Annotated in this window: 7 protein-coding genes; 4 read left to right on the forward strand and 3 right to left on the reverse strand. The window is 65.1% G+C overall.

What is annotated here, in order from left to right; all coding sequences use genetic code 11:
• Positions 1 to 3 precede the first annotated feature (3 nt).
• From ACEN9G_RS17900 to ACEN9G_RS17910, 3 genes are read right to left on the reverse strand one after another with little or no spacing between them, the layout of a single operon-like run.
• On the reverse strand, positions 4 to 1,080 hold the full coding sequence (locus tag ACEN9G_RS17900) for an alpha/beta hydrolase (protein ID WP_413337656.1): 1,077 nt from the start codon (positions 1,078 to 1,080) through the stop codon (positions 4 to 6).
• Positions 1,080 to 4,016 (reverse strand): esterase, encoded by a 2,937-nt coding sequence (locus ACEN9G_RS17905; RefSeq protein ID WP_483126812.1) that lies wholly within the window; start codon positions 4,014 to 4,016, stop codon positions 1,080 to 1,082. Before ACEN9G_RS17905 ends, ACEN9G_RS17900 begins: the two co-directional genes overlap by 1 nt.
• An 8-nt stretch (positions 4,017 to 4,024) precedes the next feature.
• Positions 4,025 to 5,866 carry a glycoside hydrolase family 13 protein gene (locus ACEN9G_RS17910; RefSeq protein ID WP_413337654.1) on the reverse strand — a complete coding sequence of 614 codons (1,842 nt, stop codon included), beginning with the start codon at positions 5,864 to 5,866 and terminating at the stop codon, positions 4,025 to 4,027.
• 525 nt (positions 5,867 to 6,391) lie between these two features.
• On the opposite strand from ACEN9G_RS17910, the gene ACEN9G_RS17915 reads away from it, so the two are divergent.
• The 4 genes from ACEN9G_RS17915 to ACEN9G_RS17930 all read left to right on the forward strand — a co-directional run bounded on the left by ACEN9G_RS17915 (position 6,392) and on the right by ACEN9G_RS17930 (position 16,944).
• Positions 6,392 to 9,259 carry a TonB-dependent receptor gene (locus ACEN9G_RS17915; protein WP_413337653.1) on the forward strand — a complete coding sequence of 956 codons (2,868 nt, stop codon included), beginning with the start codon at positions 6,392 to 6,394 and terminating at the stop codon, positions 9,257 to 9,259.
• A 90-nt stretch (positions 9,260 to 9,349) separates the two neighbouring features.
• Positions 9,350 to 10,861, forward strand: coding sequence for a tryptophan halogenase family protein (locus tag ACEN9G_RS17920; protein WP_413337652.1), 1,512 nt, complete (start codon positions 9,350 to 9,352; stop codon positions 10,859 to 10,861).
• Positions 10,862 to 11,119: 258 nt separating this feature from the next.
• On the forward strand, positions 11,120 to 13,780 hold the full coding sequence (locus ACEN9G_RS17925; RefSeq protein ID WP_413337651.1) for a TonB-dependent receptor: 2,661 nt from the start codon (positions 11,120 to 11,122) through the stop codon (positions 13,778 to 13,780).
• A 353-nt stretch (positions 13,781 to 14,133) separates the two neighbouring features.
• Positions 14,134 to 16,944 (forward strand): TonB-dependent receptor, encoded by a 2,811-nt coding sequence (locus tag ACEN9G_RS17930; protein ID WP_413337650.1) that lies wholly within the window; start codon positions 14,134 to 14,136, stop codon positions 16,942 to 16,944.
• The last annotated feature ends 114 nt before the right edge of the window (positions 16,945 to 17,058 follow it).

The raw sequence follows: 17,058 nt of genomic DNA on the forward strand, positions 1-17,058 counted from the left end.
CGGTCACTGCCGGGTCGAACCCCACGGGAAGAACCAGGTCAGCGGCTTGTCCACGCGCGCGGCCCACGAGGCCTCGTTGTGGCGCGCGCCCTCGGCCTTGTAGAACATCAGGTCTTCGCTGTCGCGATAACCCTTGGCCAGCATGGCGTCGCGCATCTTCGCCGTGTCGTCCAGGCCGTCGTCGCGCGTGCCGGCGTCGAGGTAGAACTTCACGGGCACGCGGTCCGGCACCTTCGCCAGCAGCGCCCCGTTGTTCCACCAGAACGAGCTGGAAACGCCGCCCGCCTTCGAGAAGATGTCCGGATGGCGCTGCGCGATCAGCACCGAGGCGATGCCGCCCAGCGACGAGCCCATGATCGCCGTCGTGTCCTTGCCGGGCAGGGTGCGGTACGTGCGGTCGACGTACGGCTTCACCGTCTCGACGATGAACGCGTCGTAGGCATTCAGCTTGCCCCCGCCGTATTTCGGGTCGCAGCAGGGCGTGTATTCGGGGATGCGTTCCGGCGTGTTGTCGATGCCGACGACGATCACCTCGTCCATCACGCCCGTCGCCACGAGACGGTTGACCGTCTCGTCGATGCCCCATTCGACGCCGTACGATGCCGTCTTCGCATCGAACAGGTTCTGGCCGTCGTGCATGTACAGCACGGGGTAGCGCTTCGCCGCGTTCTCGCCGTAGCTGGGCGGGAGATAGATGCGCAGCGCGCGCTTGTTGTCCAGTTGCGGCGACGCGAAATCCTTCACGATCGTCACCTTGCCGAACGGCGGGCCGAAGAACGGGTAGATGTCGACCGTGCCGCCCGCCGCCAGCTTGTACACGCCGCCGATCGACACCTTGTCCGCGCCCAGCGTGGGCTTCATCTGGATGTCGCCCAGCGTGTCCGGCCACGTGAACGTCCACACGTTCAGCGGGCCGCCTTCCGGCTTCGCGGGCACGCCCTGCGACCAGCCGGCGGCGCCCTTGTCGGCGCGGATCTGGATCGTGTCCTTGCCCGCCGCGTAGTGGATGCGCACGGTGGTGGCGTGGGCCTGCGCCAGCATGAGGCCCGCCGCTGCGGCGGCGATTGCGATTCGTTTCATCATTTCGTTCCGTTGGTCCGCAGCAGCCGCACGCCGTAGATGTCGAAGCGGTTCGACGGACCGTCGACGCCGCCGGCCGCGCTGAAGCTGCGGTTGCTGTCCAGATAACTCATGTTGTAGAAGTCGCTCATCCCGATCCGGTACGCGACGTTCGCCTTCAGGCGCGCCGCCAGCGGGGTCGAATACACGGTCGGCGTGTTCGCCTTCTCGATGCGCGCGTGCGGCAGTTGCACGACGCCTTGGGCGACGATGCGTTCCGACTCATCCTTGAGCGCCAGCCATTTTACGCCACCGCTGATGCCCAGGTTGATCTGGTTGGCACCGTTGTGATAGCGGACCTGCACGGCGTAGTCGCCCGCTTGCGGGACGCGCACGTCGCGCACGTCGAGGCGGTCGGCCGGCTGGCCCCAGTTGGCGAGATGCGCTTCGGCGAAGCGCGCATTGCCCGGTGCGATGGCCACGCGGGAGTCTACGCGCGGGTCGGTGGCGGCGATCGCCACGCTGGCGCCCGCGCAGCGCGGCACGCTGTGGTGGCTACGGTTGCCGGACGATGTGTATTGCGCTTCGGCGGCGTAGCATGCCGCGGCGCTGTTCTCGCGGTCGGCCCATGTGCCGGCGCCGAGATTCGACGCGACCAGCTTGCCGTCGCGGTAGATGTTGTAGGTGATGCCCGCCTGCTGGTCGGCCGGTACGATCGTCACCGTCGTCGTCCCGCCCGCGCGCGCGACGCCATCGATACGCGGCTCGCGTGGGCCGAACACGGTCGGCGTTTCCGCGTACGGATCGGCGCTCACGCGGCGGATGGCCGTGGCGCCGTCGACCAGCTTGCCCAGTTGGACCTCGATGTCGCTGTGCGCATCCAGCGCGCTCCACGGGATGCTGCTGCCGGCCGGCTTGCCGTCGACGAGGATGCGCTCGACGGCGTAATAACCGCTGGTGCCGGCCGCCGGCACGGGCGGCAGCCGCAGTTTCACATTGACGGCGCGGCCCTGCAAACGCAGGTTGTACAGCGCGATGCTGTCGCCCGCCGCGAACACGCCGCCGCGCAGCTTCGCCGTCACGAACGGCTTCACCTCGATGCCTTCACGTGTCGTGGAAACGCCGAACACGTCGCGGATCACCATGCCGAGATAGCCGCCGACGGACCACAGCTGGCGCTTCGAATTGATGACGGGGCCGATCAGGTTCGGATGCGCCTCGTCCAGCAGCAGCGGCTGGCCGGACAGCCACTCCAGGTTTTCCATGTTCGACATATTCAGCGCCGCGCCCCGCATCAGCGTGTCGTACGCGGCATCGGCTACCGCGACGTTGCGGCCCGCGATCGCGGCGCGCAGGCCGTACGCGGTGACGAACGGCCACATCGCGCGGTTGTGGTAGACGGGCAGGTCCTGCTGTTGCGGCCAGATGACGGGCGCGCCCATCGGGCCGTGCGGATAGCTGGCGAGGATTTTCTGCGCCCGCGCGCCGTCCGCGACGCCGGTGATGATCGCGAGCGACTGTCCCAGCCAGTCGAACTTGTGCAGCGGCGCGCCGTCGAAGTGCGGGGCCGTGAGGCTGCTGTACATGCCGGCGTCGTCGAGCCACAGGCGCGTGTTGATCGCGCGCTTCAGGTCGCGCGCCCACCCCTCGTAGCGCGTGGCGCGGCGAATGTCAGCCCGATCCCCCTGTTCGCGGGCCAGTTGTGCCGCGAGCGTCAGCGCCTTGTAGTGGCCGACGTTGGTCGACAGCGCTTTCGAACTGGCCATCGATGCCAGGTCGTCGGTGATCCATTTCGCGTACGTCTGGTCGCGCCAGTCGAGGAACGATTCCTCGCCCGTGTACAGGCCCGTCGTCTTGTCGAACGCGGCGATGCGGTCGTTCTCGATCGTGTTCGCCAGCGCCTGCAGCGCCTTCGTCGCGAACGCCGCGCGCTCGCTGGCCGGCAGCGTCTTGAGGACTTCTTCGGCCGCGAAGGCCCACGTGATGCGGTCCGTGCTGACGGGCCAGCTGCCGCCGCTGCCCGTGTCCTGCACGATCTGCAGGCCGTCGGGCGTGCCCGCGACCTGCGGCGCCTTCGGCACACCGGCGCGCCAGCCGGACAGTTTGAACAGCAGCGAATTGCGCACGCGTTGCGGATCGAGCATGGCGAGACCGAGGTCGGCTGCGTACGACAGGTCGCGCGTCCACACGTAATGCCATTTCTCGCCCGTCTCGAAGCAGTCGCACGGGATCGCGGCGCCGCCGTTGTAGTTCCCGTCGCGGATCTCCTTCACGGAATCCAGCTTCATCTCGTGGCCAGCCAGCGCGAACAGCGCGTCGAACGCGAGGTTGCCGCTGCGGACGACGGGCAGCGTGGCATCTTCCTCGTACGTCGTCGCTTGCGGGCCCGGGTCGCGCAACTGCATCGTCGTCGAATGCGCATAGCTGCGCAGCGGCGCCTGCGGATCGCGCACGGAGAAGCGCGCCGATTCTTCCTTGCCGTCCCAGGTGGGGAAGGTCAGGGTGGCCGTCGCGCCCGCGCCCGCGTGCGGATCGGCGGCCGCCGCGGCCGCGGGCGTCTCGACCTGCGTCACCGTCAGCACGGGGCGCTTCGGGTCCGACACGTCGACGCGGAAGCGGAACGTGGTCGTCGTCTTCGTGAACAGATAGTCTTCCGGCCCCGCTTCCGTCGCGAGCGGATAGGCGTCGCCCGGCTTGACGCTGACGCTGGCGGCCGGATTCGCGACCCATTCCGCGGCCCAGTCCTTGCTGCCGATCTTGAAGGCGTGGTTGCCGGGGCTGACGAGGATGTCGGCCTGATAAATTCCTTTGCCCTGATGGACCAGGACGTTGTCCGTGCCCCAGCCGTTGAAGGCGCCGCGCACATAGATGTCGTAGCGCAGCGGCGGGGCTTCGGCCGCGATGGCGGCGACGGATTGGGCGAAGAGGGCGGCGGCGAGAACGGTGTGCTTGATCATGGCAGGATTCAGAGTTCGAGGATGACAACGGATTTCGCGGGCAGGCGGATTTCCTTGCCCAGGTCGAAACGCTTGCCGGTCAAGACGTCGGTCCCGGCCGCGACCCCGGACAGCATCTCATGGAAGCGCCCGGCGGGAAGCACGGCTTCCTTCCCGTTCGCATTGAACGCGACCATGACCTTCTTCTTGTCGCCCGGTTTCCCGTCATAGCGGAAGTAGACCCACGTATTGTTCTGAGGCCCGTATTGCATCAGCTTCCCGTCGTGCACGACGGCCGCGCCCTTGCGCCAGTTGACGAGCTTCTTCACGAACGCCTGCGCCTCGCGCTGGCGCGGCGTGAGGCCGGCCCCGGTGAAGGCGTTGACCTTGTCGCCGGCCCAGCCGCCGGGAAAGTCGCGGCGGTAGCTGCTGTCGTCGCGGCGGTCGACGGTGCTCGTCATCAGGAGCTCGTCGCCCACGTAGAAATGCGGGATGCGGGGCATCGTCATGATGAACGCGAGGTCCATCTTCCAGCGCTCGACGTCTTCGCCGACGACGCTGTACAAACGCGCCATGTCGTGGTTCCCCTCGAACAGCACGAGGTTCGACGCGTCCGGATAGAGATAGTCCAGCGACAGCATCTCGTACACGTCGTTGAAGACGTTCTCGTTCTTTCCGCCGGCGAGGGCCGTGCGCATCGCCTCCGCCAGCGGGAAGTCCATCATGCTGGGCATCGAGGTGGGAGCGCGCTGCCAGTGCGCGACGACGGGCGGCAGCTTGCTCCATTCCTCGCCCACCATGTTCAGGTGCGGATACTCGGCCAGCACGCGCTGCGTGTATTGCGCGAGGAAGGCGCCGTCCGAATAGCCGAACGTGTCGATGCGCAGGCCGGACAGGCCCGCGTACTCGATCCACCAGATGCTGTTCTGGATGAGGTAGTTGGCGACGAACGGGTTGGTCTGGTTCATGTCGGGCATGCCGGGGCTGAACCAGCCGGTGGTGAAGTTGCTGGCGTCTTCCTGCGCCGCATACGGGTCCTGCACGGCCGTCCGGTGGTGCATCGTCGCGACGAAACGGCCGTCGTTGTGGTTGATCCAGTCCGGCGTCGGCAAGTCCTTCATCCACCAGTGATTCAGGCCGATGTGCGACAGCACGACGTCCTGGATCACGCCGATGCCGTGCTTCTTCGCTTCGTTCGACAGCCGCAGGTAGTCCTCGTTGCTGCCGTAGCGCGGGTCGATCCGGTAGTGGTCCGTCGCCGCGTAGCCGTGGTAGGACGCGGCCGGCATGTCGTTTTCGACGAGGGGCGTGGGCCACAGCTGCGTGAAGCCCATGCCCGCGATGTAGTCGAGGTGGTCGATGATGCCCTGGATGTCGCCGCCGTGGCGGCCGTGGCCGAGCTTGCGGTCGAGTTTATCCGCGAGGGCGGGCACGCTGTCGTTCGAAGGATCGCCGTTGGCGAAGCGGTCCGGCATCAACTGGTAGATCGCGTCGGCCTTCCCGAAACCGTTGCGTCCGGCCGAGCCGGATGCCCGCGCCAGCAGGCGGTAGATGTGGCGGGTCGGATGCGCGCCGCGGAAATCGATCGCGACGTCGCCCGGCTGCGCGTCGGGGGCGATGTCCAGGTCGATGAACAGGTAGTTGCGGTTGGCCACGCGGGTGACGGCCGCGATGCGCACCCCGGGGTAGGCGATGGCCGGTTCCAGGTCCGCGATGGCGGGGCCGTGCACCATCAGTTGCAGGCGGTGGTCGTGCATGCCCGTCCACCAGAACGGCGGGTCCACGTGGTCGATGACGGCCGGTGCGGCGGTTGCGCCGGTAAGGAAGAGGCTGCCGAGCAGCAGGACGGCGAGGCGGGGCGAAATGCGCAATGTGGTCTCCGGAGCGTAGTCGGACTACAGCGATTTACTCAGTTTGTTGCCTAGGAGTAATGCGCTTATTACATTATTGCTCGGAGAATACTACAGACACTTGAGCGCAGCAACGCAACCTCCCCGCCGAATCTCTAGTTTTGCTACACGGTGTTGCGAGCGGCGGGCAAGTCGGAATGTGGGAAAATCCCAACATTCCGTAAAACTACTACGCAAGTTTGCCCCGAAAAGGTGCAAAACCCCCCTAAGTTGGTGCGCAGAAATCGATTTGTAGCGCGACTACAATGCCTGCATGCTTATTTTGTAGCTCGAATACAACGAGAAAAGTCGTTTTTTAGTCAATTCAGCGTAAAACTCCTACATTCCCGTAATCGAAGGCAACTCGCGTTGACAGTGCATCTAGTTTTAATACAGAATCCTTGACAGAACGTACGTACTTATAAACGTTTGCTTTCTGGCTCCCGGAGCGGGCTCAAGCTGCCGTCGTCGGGAAAAACAATGAGATCTGATGATTTGAGGGGACAAATGAAGATTTTTAATGGCAAGCACGCGCGTAACATCAATGGCGCACTTGTGTTCAAGCTGAGCCCGGTTGCCGCCGGTTGCGCCGTGTTCCTGTCGGCGCTCGGCACCAACGTCTACGCCCAGGACGCCACCGTCTCGCAAGCCGCCCAGGCGACGGACGCCAACGGCAACCCGGTCAGCACGGTGACCGTGACCGGTATCCGCCGCGGCATCGAGGCGGCCATCTCCATCAAGAAGAATTCCAACTCCATCGTCGAAGCGATCTCGGCGGAAGACATCGGCAAGCTGCCGGATGCCACCGTGGCCGAATCGATCTCGCGCCTGCCGGGCGTGACCGCGCAGCGCGACAAGTCGTCGGGCCGTGCGTCCGCGATCTCCGTCCGCGGCCTGTCGCCGGACTTCAACGGCACGCTGCTGAACGGCCGCGAGCAGGCGTCGGCGGGCGACAGCCGCGGCGTCAAGTTCGACCTGTACCCGGCCGAAATGCTGGGCACCATCACGATCTACAAATCGCCGGACGCCAGCCTGATGGGCCAGGGCATTGCCTCGACCATCGACCAGCGCACCGTGATGCCGCTGGACTTCGGCAAGCGCACCGTTGCCGTCGGCTACAAGGCCATGCGCTTCGGTGAGCACAACAACGGCCTGGGCACCGGTACCGGCTACCGCTCCACGCTGACCTACATCGACCAGTTCGCCAACCGCACGATCGGCGTGGCCCTGGGTGCCGTGAAGTTCAACGACACGGGCGCCGAGCAGTTCCAGGCCGACGGCTGGGGCGGCGGCGCGGGTTCGGCCACGTACAACGGCCAGACCGTCAAGGTCCCGAACGGCTTCAAGACCGACGTCCAGCGCGACCCGCAGACCAACAAGGGCGTGATGGGCATCCTGCAGTTCCGTCCGAACAAGGACTTCGTCACCACCGTCGACCTGTTCCACTCGAAGAACACCGACAACACCAAGAAGACCGGCCTGGAAGGCTCCGTCTGCGGCAGCACCGGTTCGTACGACCCGAACGGCGTGCTGACCAACGCCACCATCGTCGACGGCGTGGCCACCTCGGGTACCTGCACGAACTTCAAGGGCGACGTCCGCAACCACATCGAAGCCGTCACCGACACGCTGAATTCGTGGGGCGTCAACAGCCGCCTGCGCCGCGAAGGCTGGACCGTCACCGGCGACATCGCCGGCTCCAAGGTCACGCACGATTCGAACCGCTACGAGACGACGGCGGGCCAGCCGGGCAATGCGACGAACCTGTCCACCATCTCCTGGACCGGCTACAACGGCAAGGACAACCTGGCGCCGACCTACACGACGTCGCTGAACTACGCCGACCGCGGCCAGGTCGTGCTGACCGACCACGCGGGCTGGGGTGGCGGCCTGACCGGCAACCCGCAGGCCGGCTACGTCGCCGTGGGCACGACCACCGACGAGATCAAGTCGTACCGCCTGTCCGCCAAGCATGACATGGAACTGGGTCCGCTGACGGCCGTCGAATTCGGCGTCAACCGCACCAACCGCAACAAGGGCCGCGACCAGAACGAAGGCAACCTGGTCGTCGGTACCGGCCCGTACGGCTCGGCACCGGTGCCGGGTACGGACGTCCTGGTGACGCCGCAGTCGGGCATCCCGGTCGTCGCGTGGAACCCGCTCGGTTCGCTCGGCACGGTCTACCAGCTGCTGCCGAAGGTCGACCAGCCGATCCAGACGGACAAGAACTGGGATGTGTCGGAGAAGGTCTCGACCGGCTACCTGATGGGTAACCTGGAAGGCGAGCTGTTCGGCCTGTCCTACCGCGGCAACATCGGCGCGCAGTACATCCACACGAACCAGAGCTCGACCGGTACCGTGGTCGACACGAGCAAGTGCGCCGGCGTCGCCGGCCAGGCTTGCCCGGCCTATGTCGTGCGGGGTCACCACTCGTACAACGACTTCCTGCCGAGCCTGAACCTGGGCTTCGAGCTGCCGTACGACCAGATGTTCCGTGTCGGCCTGGGCAAGACGCTGTCGCGCACCAAGATGAGCGACCTGCGTCCGGGCGGCGGCGTGAGCCTGAACACGTCGTTCCACGACGGTCCGATCCTGTCGGGCAGCGCGGGTAACCCGAACCTGGAACCGTTCCGTGCGAAGGCGCTCGACCTGTCGTGGGAAAAGTACTTCACCGTCAACGGTGCCAAGGGCTATGTCGCCGTCGCCGGCTTCTACAAGAAGCTCGACACCTACGTGCTGACCGTCCCGAAGACCGTCGACTTCGCGACGAGCGGCCTGCTGAGCGCCAAGACCCCGCTGCCGGCGTCGGGTCCGAATGCCGGTTCGACCGTCGGTATCCTGAACACCCCGGTCAACGGCACGGGCGGCAACATCAAGGGTATCGAGCTGACCGCGTCGCTGCCGTTCGCCATGTTGTCGAAGTACCTGAGCGGCTTCGGCGTCGAGGTCAACCACTCGAGCACCCTGAGCTCGGTGAACCTGCTGACGACGGGCCTGACCGTCATCGACACGGGCGGCGTCGCGACGATCCCGCTGCCGGGCCTGTCGCGCCAGGTGACCAACCTGCGCCTGTACTACGAAGCGCATGGCTTCCGCGCGTCGATCGCCGCCAAGCACCGCAGCGACTTCCTGGGCGAGATCAGCGACTTCCAGGACAACAACCAGCTGACCTTCATCCGTGGCAACACGACGGTCGACGGCCAGCTGACGTACGAGTTCGGCGACAACACGATGCTGAAAGGCCTGTCGTTGACGGCCGCGGTGAACAACTGGACGAACTCGCCGTTCATCCGTTACGCCGCGAACCCGAGCGAGATCGCCGAGAAGATCACGTTCGGCCGTACGTACAGCCTGGGCGCGAGCTACAAGTTCTAATCCGTTATCCTGTCGACGCCGACAGTTAATTGAAACACCCCTGCCGGCCCTGGTCAGCAGGGGTGTTTTTTCATGATCGCGAGACCGAGCATGCAAGTACCTCATCTGAACACCATCGTCATCGTTGGCGGCGGCACCGCCGGCTGGATGACCGCCACCGCCCTGGCCACCGCGCTGCGCGGCCGCTACCGCATCCGCCTCGTCGAGTCCGACGAGATCGGCATCGTGGGCGTCGGCGAAGCCACCATCCCGATGATCCAGCGTTTCAATACCGTCGCCGGCATCGACGAAGCCGAGTTCTTGAAAGCCACCAACGGCACCTTCAAGCTCGGCGTCGAGTTCGTCAACTGGGGCCGCCTGGGCGACCGCTACACGCACGGCTTCGGGCGCCTGGGCCAGGACCTGTGGATGGTCGGCTTCGAGCAGTACTGGCACAAGATGCGCGCGCTGGGCCAGGCGCGCGACCTGGCCGATTACTCGATCACGCGCGCCGCCGCGCGCGCGAACAAGTTCATGCTGCCGCGCGCGGACTTGGGCAATTCGCCGCTGGCCGAGATCACCTACGCCTACCACTTCGACGCCGGCCTGTATGCGCGCCACCTGCGCAAGCTCTCGGAAGCGCGCGGCGTGGAGCGCACCGAGGGGAAAATCGTGCGCGTGACGCAGCGCGAGCACGACGGCCACGTGGACGCCGTCGTGATGGAAAACGGCGAGCGCATCGAGGGCGACCTGTTCATCGACTGCTCGGGCTTCCGCGGCCTCCTGATCGAGCAGACCCTGAAGGCGGGCTACGAGGACTGGAGCCATTGGCTGCCGTGCGACCGCGCCCTGGCCGTGCCGTGCGAATCCGTGCCCGCGCTCGCGCCATACACGCGCGCGACCGCCCACAAGTCGGGCTGGCAGTGGCGCATCCCGCTGCAGAACCGCATCGGCAACGGCCACGTCTACTGCAGCCGCTACATCAGCGACGACGAGGCGGCGCACGTGCTGCTGTCCAACCTGGACGGCAAGCCGCTCGCCGACCCGCGCCCGATCCGCTTCACGACGGGCATGCGCAAGAAAGCGTGGGACAAGAACGTGGTGGCGATCGGCCTGTCGAGCGGTTTCCTGGAGCCGATCGAATCGACGAGCATCCACATGATCCAGGACGCGATCCAGCGCCTGCTGGACTACTTCCCGGACCAGGGCTTCAGCGCGGCGGACGTCGAGGCGTTCAACCGCCTGTCGCGCTTCCACTACGAGCGCATCCGCGACTTCATCATCCTGCACTACTACGCCAACCAGCGCGACGACGCCGCGTTCTGGCAGGAGTGCGCGCGCATGGAGATTCCGGCCACCCTGCGCGACAAGATCGACCTGTTCCGCACGCACGGCCGCCTGCGCCGCGTCGACGGCGAACTGTTCACGGAAGTCGGCTGGCTGCAGGTGCTCGTCGGGCAGAACATCCATCCGCAAGCGTATCACCCGCTGGTCGACGTGCAGTCGGAAGAGGGCATCCGCGAGTACATGGAAGGCGTGGCGGACGTGATCCGGCAATGCGTCGATTTCATGCCCGATCATGCGGCGTTCATCGACGGGTATTGCAAGGCGCCGAAGATGTAAGCGTTTTCACCTGGAAATTTGTACCCGAACTACATTTATAAGAAGTATGTATTTACTAGGATTGCTTCTAAAATGCCTTTTTCTGGTGCATTTTGTGGGTGAAAACCACAATCTCTTCACTTAAATCTCTGTCTCGTTGACATGTAATCTAGTTTTAATACAGAATCGGTTCCGAACGTTCGAGCCCGTGGCCGGCGCACGCTTCGGCAAAAGGCTGACGTTCCTCTTATAAGCACACTGATTCTGTCGAGGGGACATATGAAGATTTCGAAGGGCGGTCAGCCCGTATTCCAACTGAGCCCGGTCGCCGTGGGTTGCGCCATGTTCCTGGCGCTCGCGGGCGCCCAGGCATCCGCGCAGACGCAGGCGGCCGACGGTGTCCAGGCGGCGCCGGTCAACACCGTCACCGTCACCGGCATCCGCCGCAGCATCGAGGACGCGATCGCCGTCAAGCGCGATGCGACCAGCATCGTCGAGACCATCTCCGCCGAGGACATCGGCAAGCTGCCCGACATCAGCATCGCCGAATCGCTGGCGCGCCTGCCGGGCCTGTCGGCGCAGCGCGTCAACGGCCAGGCGCAGCAGATCAGCATCCGCGGCACGTCGGGCGACCTGTCGACCGCGCTGCTGAACGGCCGCGAGCAGGTCAGCACGAGCGCGAACCGCACGGTCGAGTACGACCAGTATCCGTCCGAGCTGATCAACGCCGTCACCGTGTATAAAACGTCGGACGCATCGCTCGTCGGCCAGGGCCTGTCCGGTACGGTCAACCTGCAGACGATCAAGCCGCTGTCGCTGCGCGAGCGCGTCGTCACGCTGAACGTGCGCGGCGAGAAGAACAGCCAGGGCAAGCTCAGCACCGGCTCGAAGGACAAGGGCAGCCGCATCAGCGCATCCTACGTCGACCAGTTCCTGGGCCGCACGCTCGGCGTGGCGGTCGGCTACGCACGCGCCGACAAGCCGAACGAGTCGAAGCAATTCGAGACCTGGGACTGGGTCGACAATACGTCGTCCGTGCCGGGCAAGACCGTCAAGGTTCCGAAAGGCATCAAGTCGCTGGCGCAGACCGGCAACCAGGTGCGCGACGGCCTGATGGGCGTCGTGGAATGGCACCCGATCCGCGAATTCACGTCGACGATCGACGCGTACCACTCGCGCTTCAAGCTCGATGAAGACCGCCGCGGCATGGAAGTGCAGCTGACCGACGACGGCAACGTCTCGTTCACGCCGGGCACCATCAACGGCAACGGCGTCATGACGGCCGGTACCGCCAACAACGTCAATCCGGTGGTGCGCAACAACCACTACCGCCAGAACGACACGCTGACGGCCTACGGCTGGAACAACAAGTACATCGCGGGCGACTGGACCTTCGTCGCGGACCTGAGCCACTCGCAGGCCGACCACAAGGAAGAACTCGACGAGATCAACACCGGGCTCGCGGCGCGCCAGACGATGACGTTCGACTACGCGAACGGCACCATCCCGAACATCGGCCTGACCGGCGTGTACAACAACCCGGCGCTGCTGGCCATCGGCGGCCAGTACGGCGACGGCTACGTCAACGCGCCGCACCTGAAGGACAAGCTGAACTCGTTCCGCCTCAGCGCCGAATACCGCTTCGACAGCAAGCTGTTCAACAGCATCGAATTCGGTGTCAACGCGTCCAAGCGCGACAAGCAGAAGCAGCACCTCGAGACCGGCTTCACCAAGCTGGGCACGGGCGCCATCGCCGCCGGTGCCGTCAACGGCTCGCAGTCGCTGTACGCGCTGCCCGATACGCTGAGCTGGGATATCCCGGCCGTGCTGGCGCAGAACTTCGGTCCGTACACGCCGGCCGTGCTGGTGCCGTGGGGCGCGACCAAGAACTGGACCATCACCGAGAAGGTCCAGACCGGCTACGCCAAGCTGAACATCGACACCGAACTGATGTCGATGCCTCTGCGCGGCAACGTCGGCATCCAGGCCGTGCACACCGACCAGAGCTCGACCGCCAAGACGCTGCGCGCCTGGCCGTTCGCCGACCTGGTGCCTCTGACCGACGGCAAGAAGTACAACGACTATCTGCCGAGCATCAACCTGATCTGGAGCCTGCCGGAACAGCAGATCATCCGCTTCGGCGCCAACAAGACCCTGGCGCGTCCGCGCCTCGACGAGTTGAACGCGTCGCGTGAAGTCGGCCTGACGCACCAGAGCACCGGTACGCCTTACGGCAACGGCGGCAATGCGCAGCTGGATCCGTGGCGTGCGAACGCGGTCGACCTGTCGTGGGAAAAATACTTCGGCAACAAGGGTTATGTGCAGGTGGCGGGCTTCTACAAAGACCTGAAGTCCTACATCTACACCGTCACCGAGCCGCGCGACTTCGCCGAGTACCAGCTGCAGGGCGCGACCAGCAACATCGGCACGATGACCCAGCCGAAGAACGGCAACGGCGGCAAGCTGCAAGGCCTGGAACTGGCCGCGTCGGTGCCGCTGGACATGTTCACCCCGGTGCTCTCGGGCTTCGGCATCACGGCCAACGCGGCGTTCACGACGAGCGAGATCTCGATCAAGAACCAGAGCTTCGGCGACATGAGCATCCCGCTGCCGGGCCTGTCGAAGCGGGTGTTCAACGTGACCGCCTACTATGAGAACGACGGCTTCTCGGCCCGCGTCGCGCAGCGCTACCGCAGCGACTACGTGGCCGAGATCGGCGGCGTCGGCGGCGCGACCGAGCTGACGTTCACGAAGCCGGACCGCGTCGTCGACCTGCAGCTCGGCTACGACTTCAAGCAGGTCAAGGGCCTGTCCGTGCTGTTCCAGGTGAACAACCTGACCGACACGGCGTTCCAGACCTACTCGGGTTCGACGGACCGTCCGCGCGGCTACACGAAGTACGGTCGCCAGATGCTGTTCGGCTTCAATTACAAGCTGTAATCGGTCGGGGGCGCCCAGCCTCCGACGCAGTCTCCATGCCCCTTGCCGTTGTTGCGGCAAGGGGCATTTTGTTTGGTGGCGCAGCGGAGGAGGGCCTTCCATCGCTGCGTCATGGATGTATTTTTGCTACAACAAGAGACTTCACATTTCCTTCATAAACAGAGCGATTCGCGCTATTTGTTGCAAAACTACATTTTTTGATTGGCATTCCGTCTACGTTAATTCCAGAATCGACCTCGCTGTTTGAACGCTGAAGCCGGCTGTGCTTCCGCACTTGATCACATCAAAAAGACTCGAGGGGATACATGAAGATTCTGTGTAGCAAACATACGGTGGGAGAACATGCAACGTGCGTGTTCAAACCGAGTCCGGTCGCCGCCGGTTGTGCCGTATTCCTGTCGGTGCTGGGCGCCAACGTCCAGGCACAGGATGCGGTACAGGCACTGGATGCCAACGGCAACCCGATCAGCCAGGTCACCGTGACGGGCATCCGGCGCGGCATCGAAGCGGCGATCTCGATCAAGAAGAATTCCAACTCCATCGTCGAGGCGATCTCGGCGGAAGATATCGGCAAACTGCCGGACGCGACCGTCGCCGAGTCCGTCTCCCGCCTGCCGGGTGTGACGACCCAGCGCGACGCCCGCACGGGCCGCGCGGCGTCGATCTCCGTGCGTGGCATGTCGCCGGACTTCAACGGCACCCTGCTGAACGGCCGCGAACAGGCGTCGGCGGGCGACAGCCGCGGCGTCCGTTTCGACCTGTATCCGGCCGAGATGCTGGGCACGATCACCGTCTACAAATCGCCGGACGCCACCCTGATGGGGCAGGGCATCGCCTCGACCATCGACCAGCGCACCGTGCTGCCGCTGGACTTCGCCAGGCGCACCGTCGCCGCCAGCTACCGGGCGCAACGTACCGGCGCGCACAACGAGGACCTGGGCAGCGCCAGCGGCTACCGCACGTCGCTCGCCTATATCGACCAGTTCGCCAACCGGACGGTCGGCGTGGCCCTGGGCGTCGTGAAGTTCAGCGACAACGGTCCCGAGCAGATCAACGACGACGGCTGGGGCGGCACGACGGGCACGGCCACGTACAACGGCCAGACCGTGACGGTGCCGAACGGCTTGCGGACGGACGTGATCCACAACCCGAACACCAATAAAGGCCTGATGGGCATCCTGCAATATCGTCCGAGCAAGGACTTCCTGACGACCATCGACCTGTTTCACTCGAAGAACACCGACAGTCCCAAGCGCACCGGTTTCGAAGGGTCGACCTGCGGCAGCACGGGTGGATATGACCCGGTGGGCGTGCTGAGCAACGCGAACATCGTCGATGGCGTGGCCGTGTCCGGCACCTGCTCGAACTTCAAGGGCGACATCCGCAACAATACCGAGGTCGCGGTGGACACGCTGAATTCCTGGGGCATCAACGGCCGCCTGCGCCGCGGCGACTGGACCTTCACCGGCGACGTGTCCGGGTCGCGGGTCAGGCACGACTTCACGCGCTACGAGACGACGGCCGGCCTCGTCGGCAACACGCCCAACGCCGACCTGGACAGCATCTCGTGGACCGGCTTCGACGGCCGGAGCAATCTGTCCGCGCTGTACAAGACCGCCCTCAGCTATACCGACCGCAGCCGCATGCTCCTGACCGACGTCGACGGCTGGGGCGGCGGCCTGACGGGCACCCAGCAGTCCGGCTACGTGGCCATCGGCGCCACGACCGACGAGATCAAGGCGGCACGCTTCGGCGTCCGGCATGACGTGGAGCTGGGACCGCTTACCGGCATCGAATTCGGTCTCAACCGCACCAATCGCACCAAGAGCCGCGACACGGACGAAGGCAGCCTGCTCATCGGCACCGGGCCGTACGGCGCGGCGCCCATGCCGGGCACCGAGACGGTCGTGACGCGCCAGTCGGGCATCCCGGTCGCGTCGTGGAACCCGCTGGGGTCGCTCGGCTCGGTCTATCACCAGCTGGCGAAGGTCGACCAGGTGATCCAGACCGACAAGAACTGGCATATCTCGGAACAGGTCTCGACCGCGTACGTGATGGGATCCCTGGAAGGCGAGCTGTTCGGCCTGCCGTACCGCGGCAACGCCGGTGCCCAGTACATCCACACGAACCAGGGCTCGACGGGTCTCATCGTCGACAACGGTCGATGCGCCGGCGTCGCCGGCCAGGCTTGCCCGGCCTATACAATTGCCGGTCACCATTCATACAACGACTTCCTGCCGAGCCTGAACCTGAACGTCGAACTGCCGGCCGACCAGGTGCTGCGCCTGGGCATCGGCAAGACCCTGTCGCGTCCGAACATGAGCGACATGCGCCCGGGCGGCGGCGTGGGACTGGATGCGACGAACCCCGCAGGGCCGATCCTGGCCGGCGGTTCCGGCAACCCGAAGCTGGAACCGTTCCGCGCGAAGTCGTTCGATTTGTCGTACGAAAAATACTTCGAAGCGAACGGCGCCAAGGGCTACGTGGCGATGGCCGGCTTCTACAAGAAGCTCGACACCTATATCCTGCGGGCGCCGCAGCGTGTCGACTACGCGTCGACCGGTTTCCTGGTGTCCGGCATCCCGCTGCCGGCGACCGGTCCGAACGCCGGGTCGACGGTCGGCATCCTGACCACGCCGAGCAACGGTTCGGGCGGCAACATCAAGGGGCTGGAACTGACGGCGTCGCTGCCGTTCGCGATGCTGACCCGCTACCTGGGCGGCTTCGGCGTCGAGGCCAGCTATTCGAGCACCCTGAGCTCGGTGACCCTGCCGCGCAGCGGCATCACGGTGATCAGCAACGGCAGCGTCAACGCGATTCCGCTGCCGGGCCTGTCGCACACGGTGACGAACATGCGCGTGTATTACGAGCGCGCCGGATTCCGCGCATCCGTCGCGGCCCGCAAGCGGGGCGACTTCGTGGGCGACATCCACGACTACAAGGACGACGCGAGCCTCACCTACATCAAGGGCAACACGACGGTGGACGGGCAGCTCACGTACGACTTCGGCGACACGACCATGCTGAAGGGCCTGTCGCTCACGGCGGCGGTGAACAACTGGACCAATTCGCCGTACATCCGCTACAACGGCGACCCGACCAGCGTGGTGGAAAACGTCCGGTTCGGCCGTACCTACAGCCTGGGGGCGAGCTACAAGTTCTGACCGGCAGGCGTTGTTTCATGCGCGGATGTCGCTGCCGGGCGTCATCCGCGTGAAATTCTGGCAGCGGGGGAGGGCTCAAAGTAGTAAACTGTAGGATTGCTTACGATTTTTGAA

It is taken from the genome of Massilia sp. Masssp94, assembly GCF_059491305.1.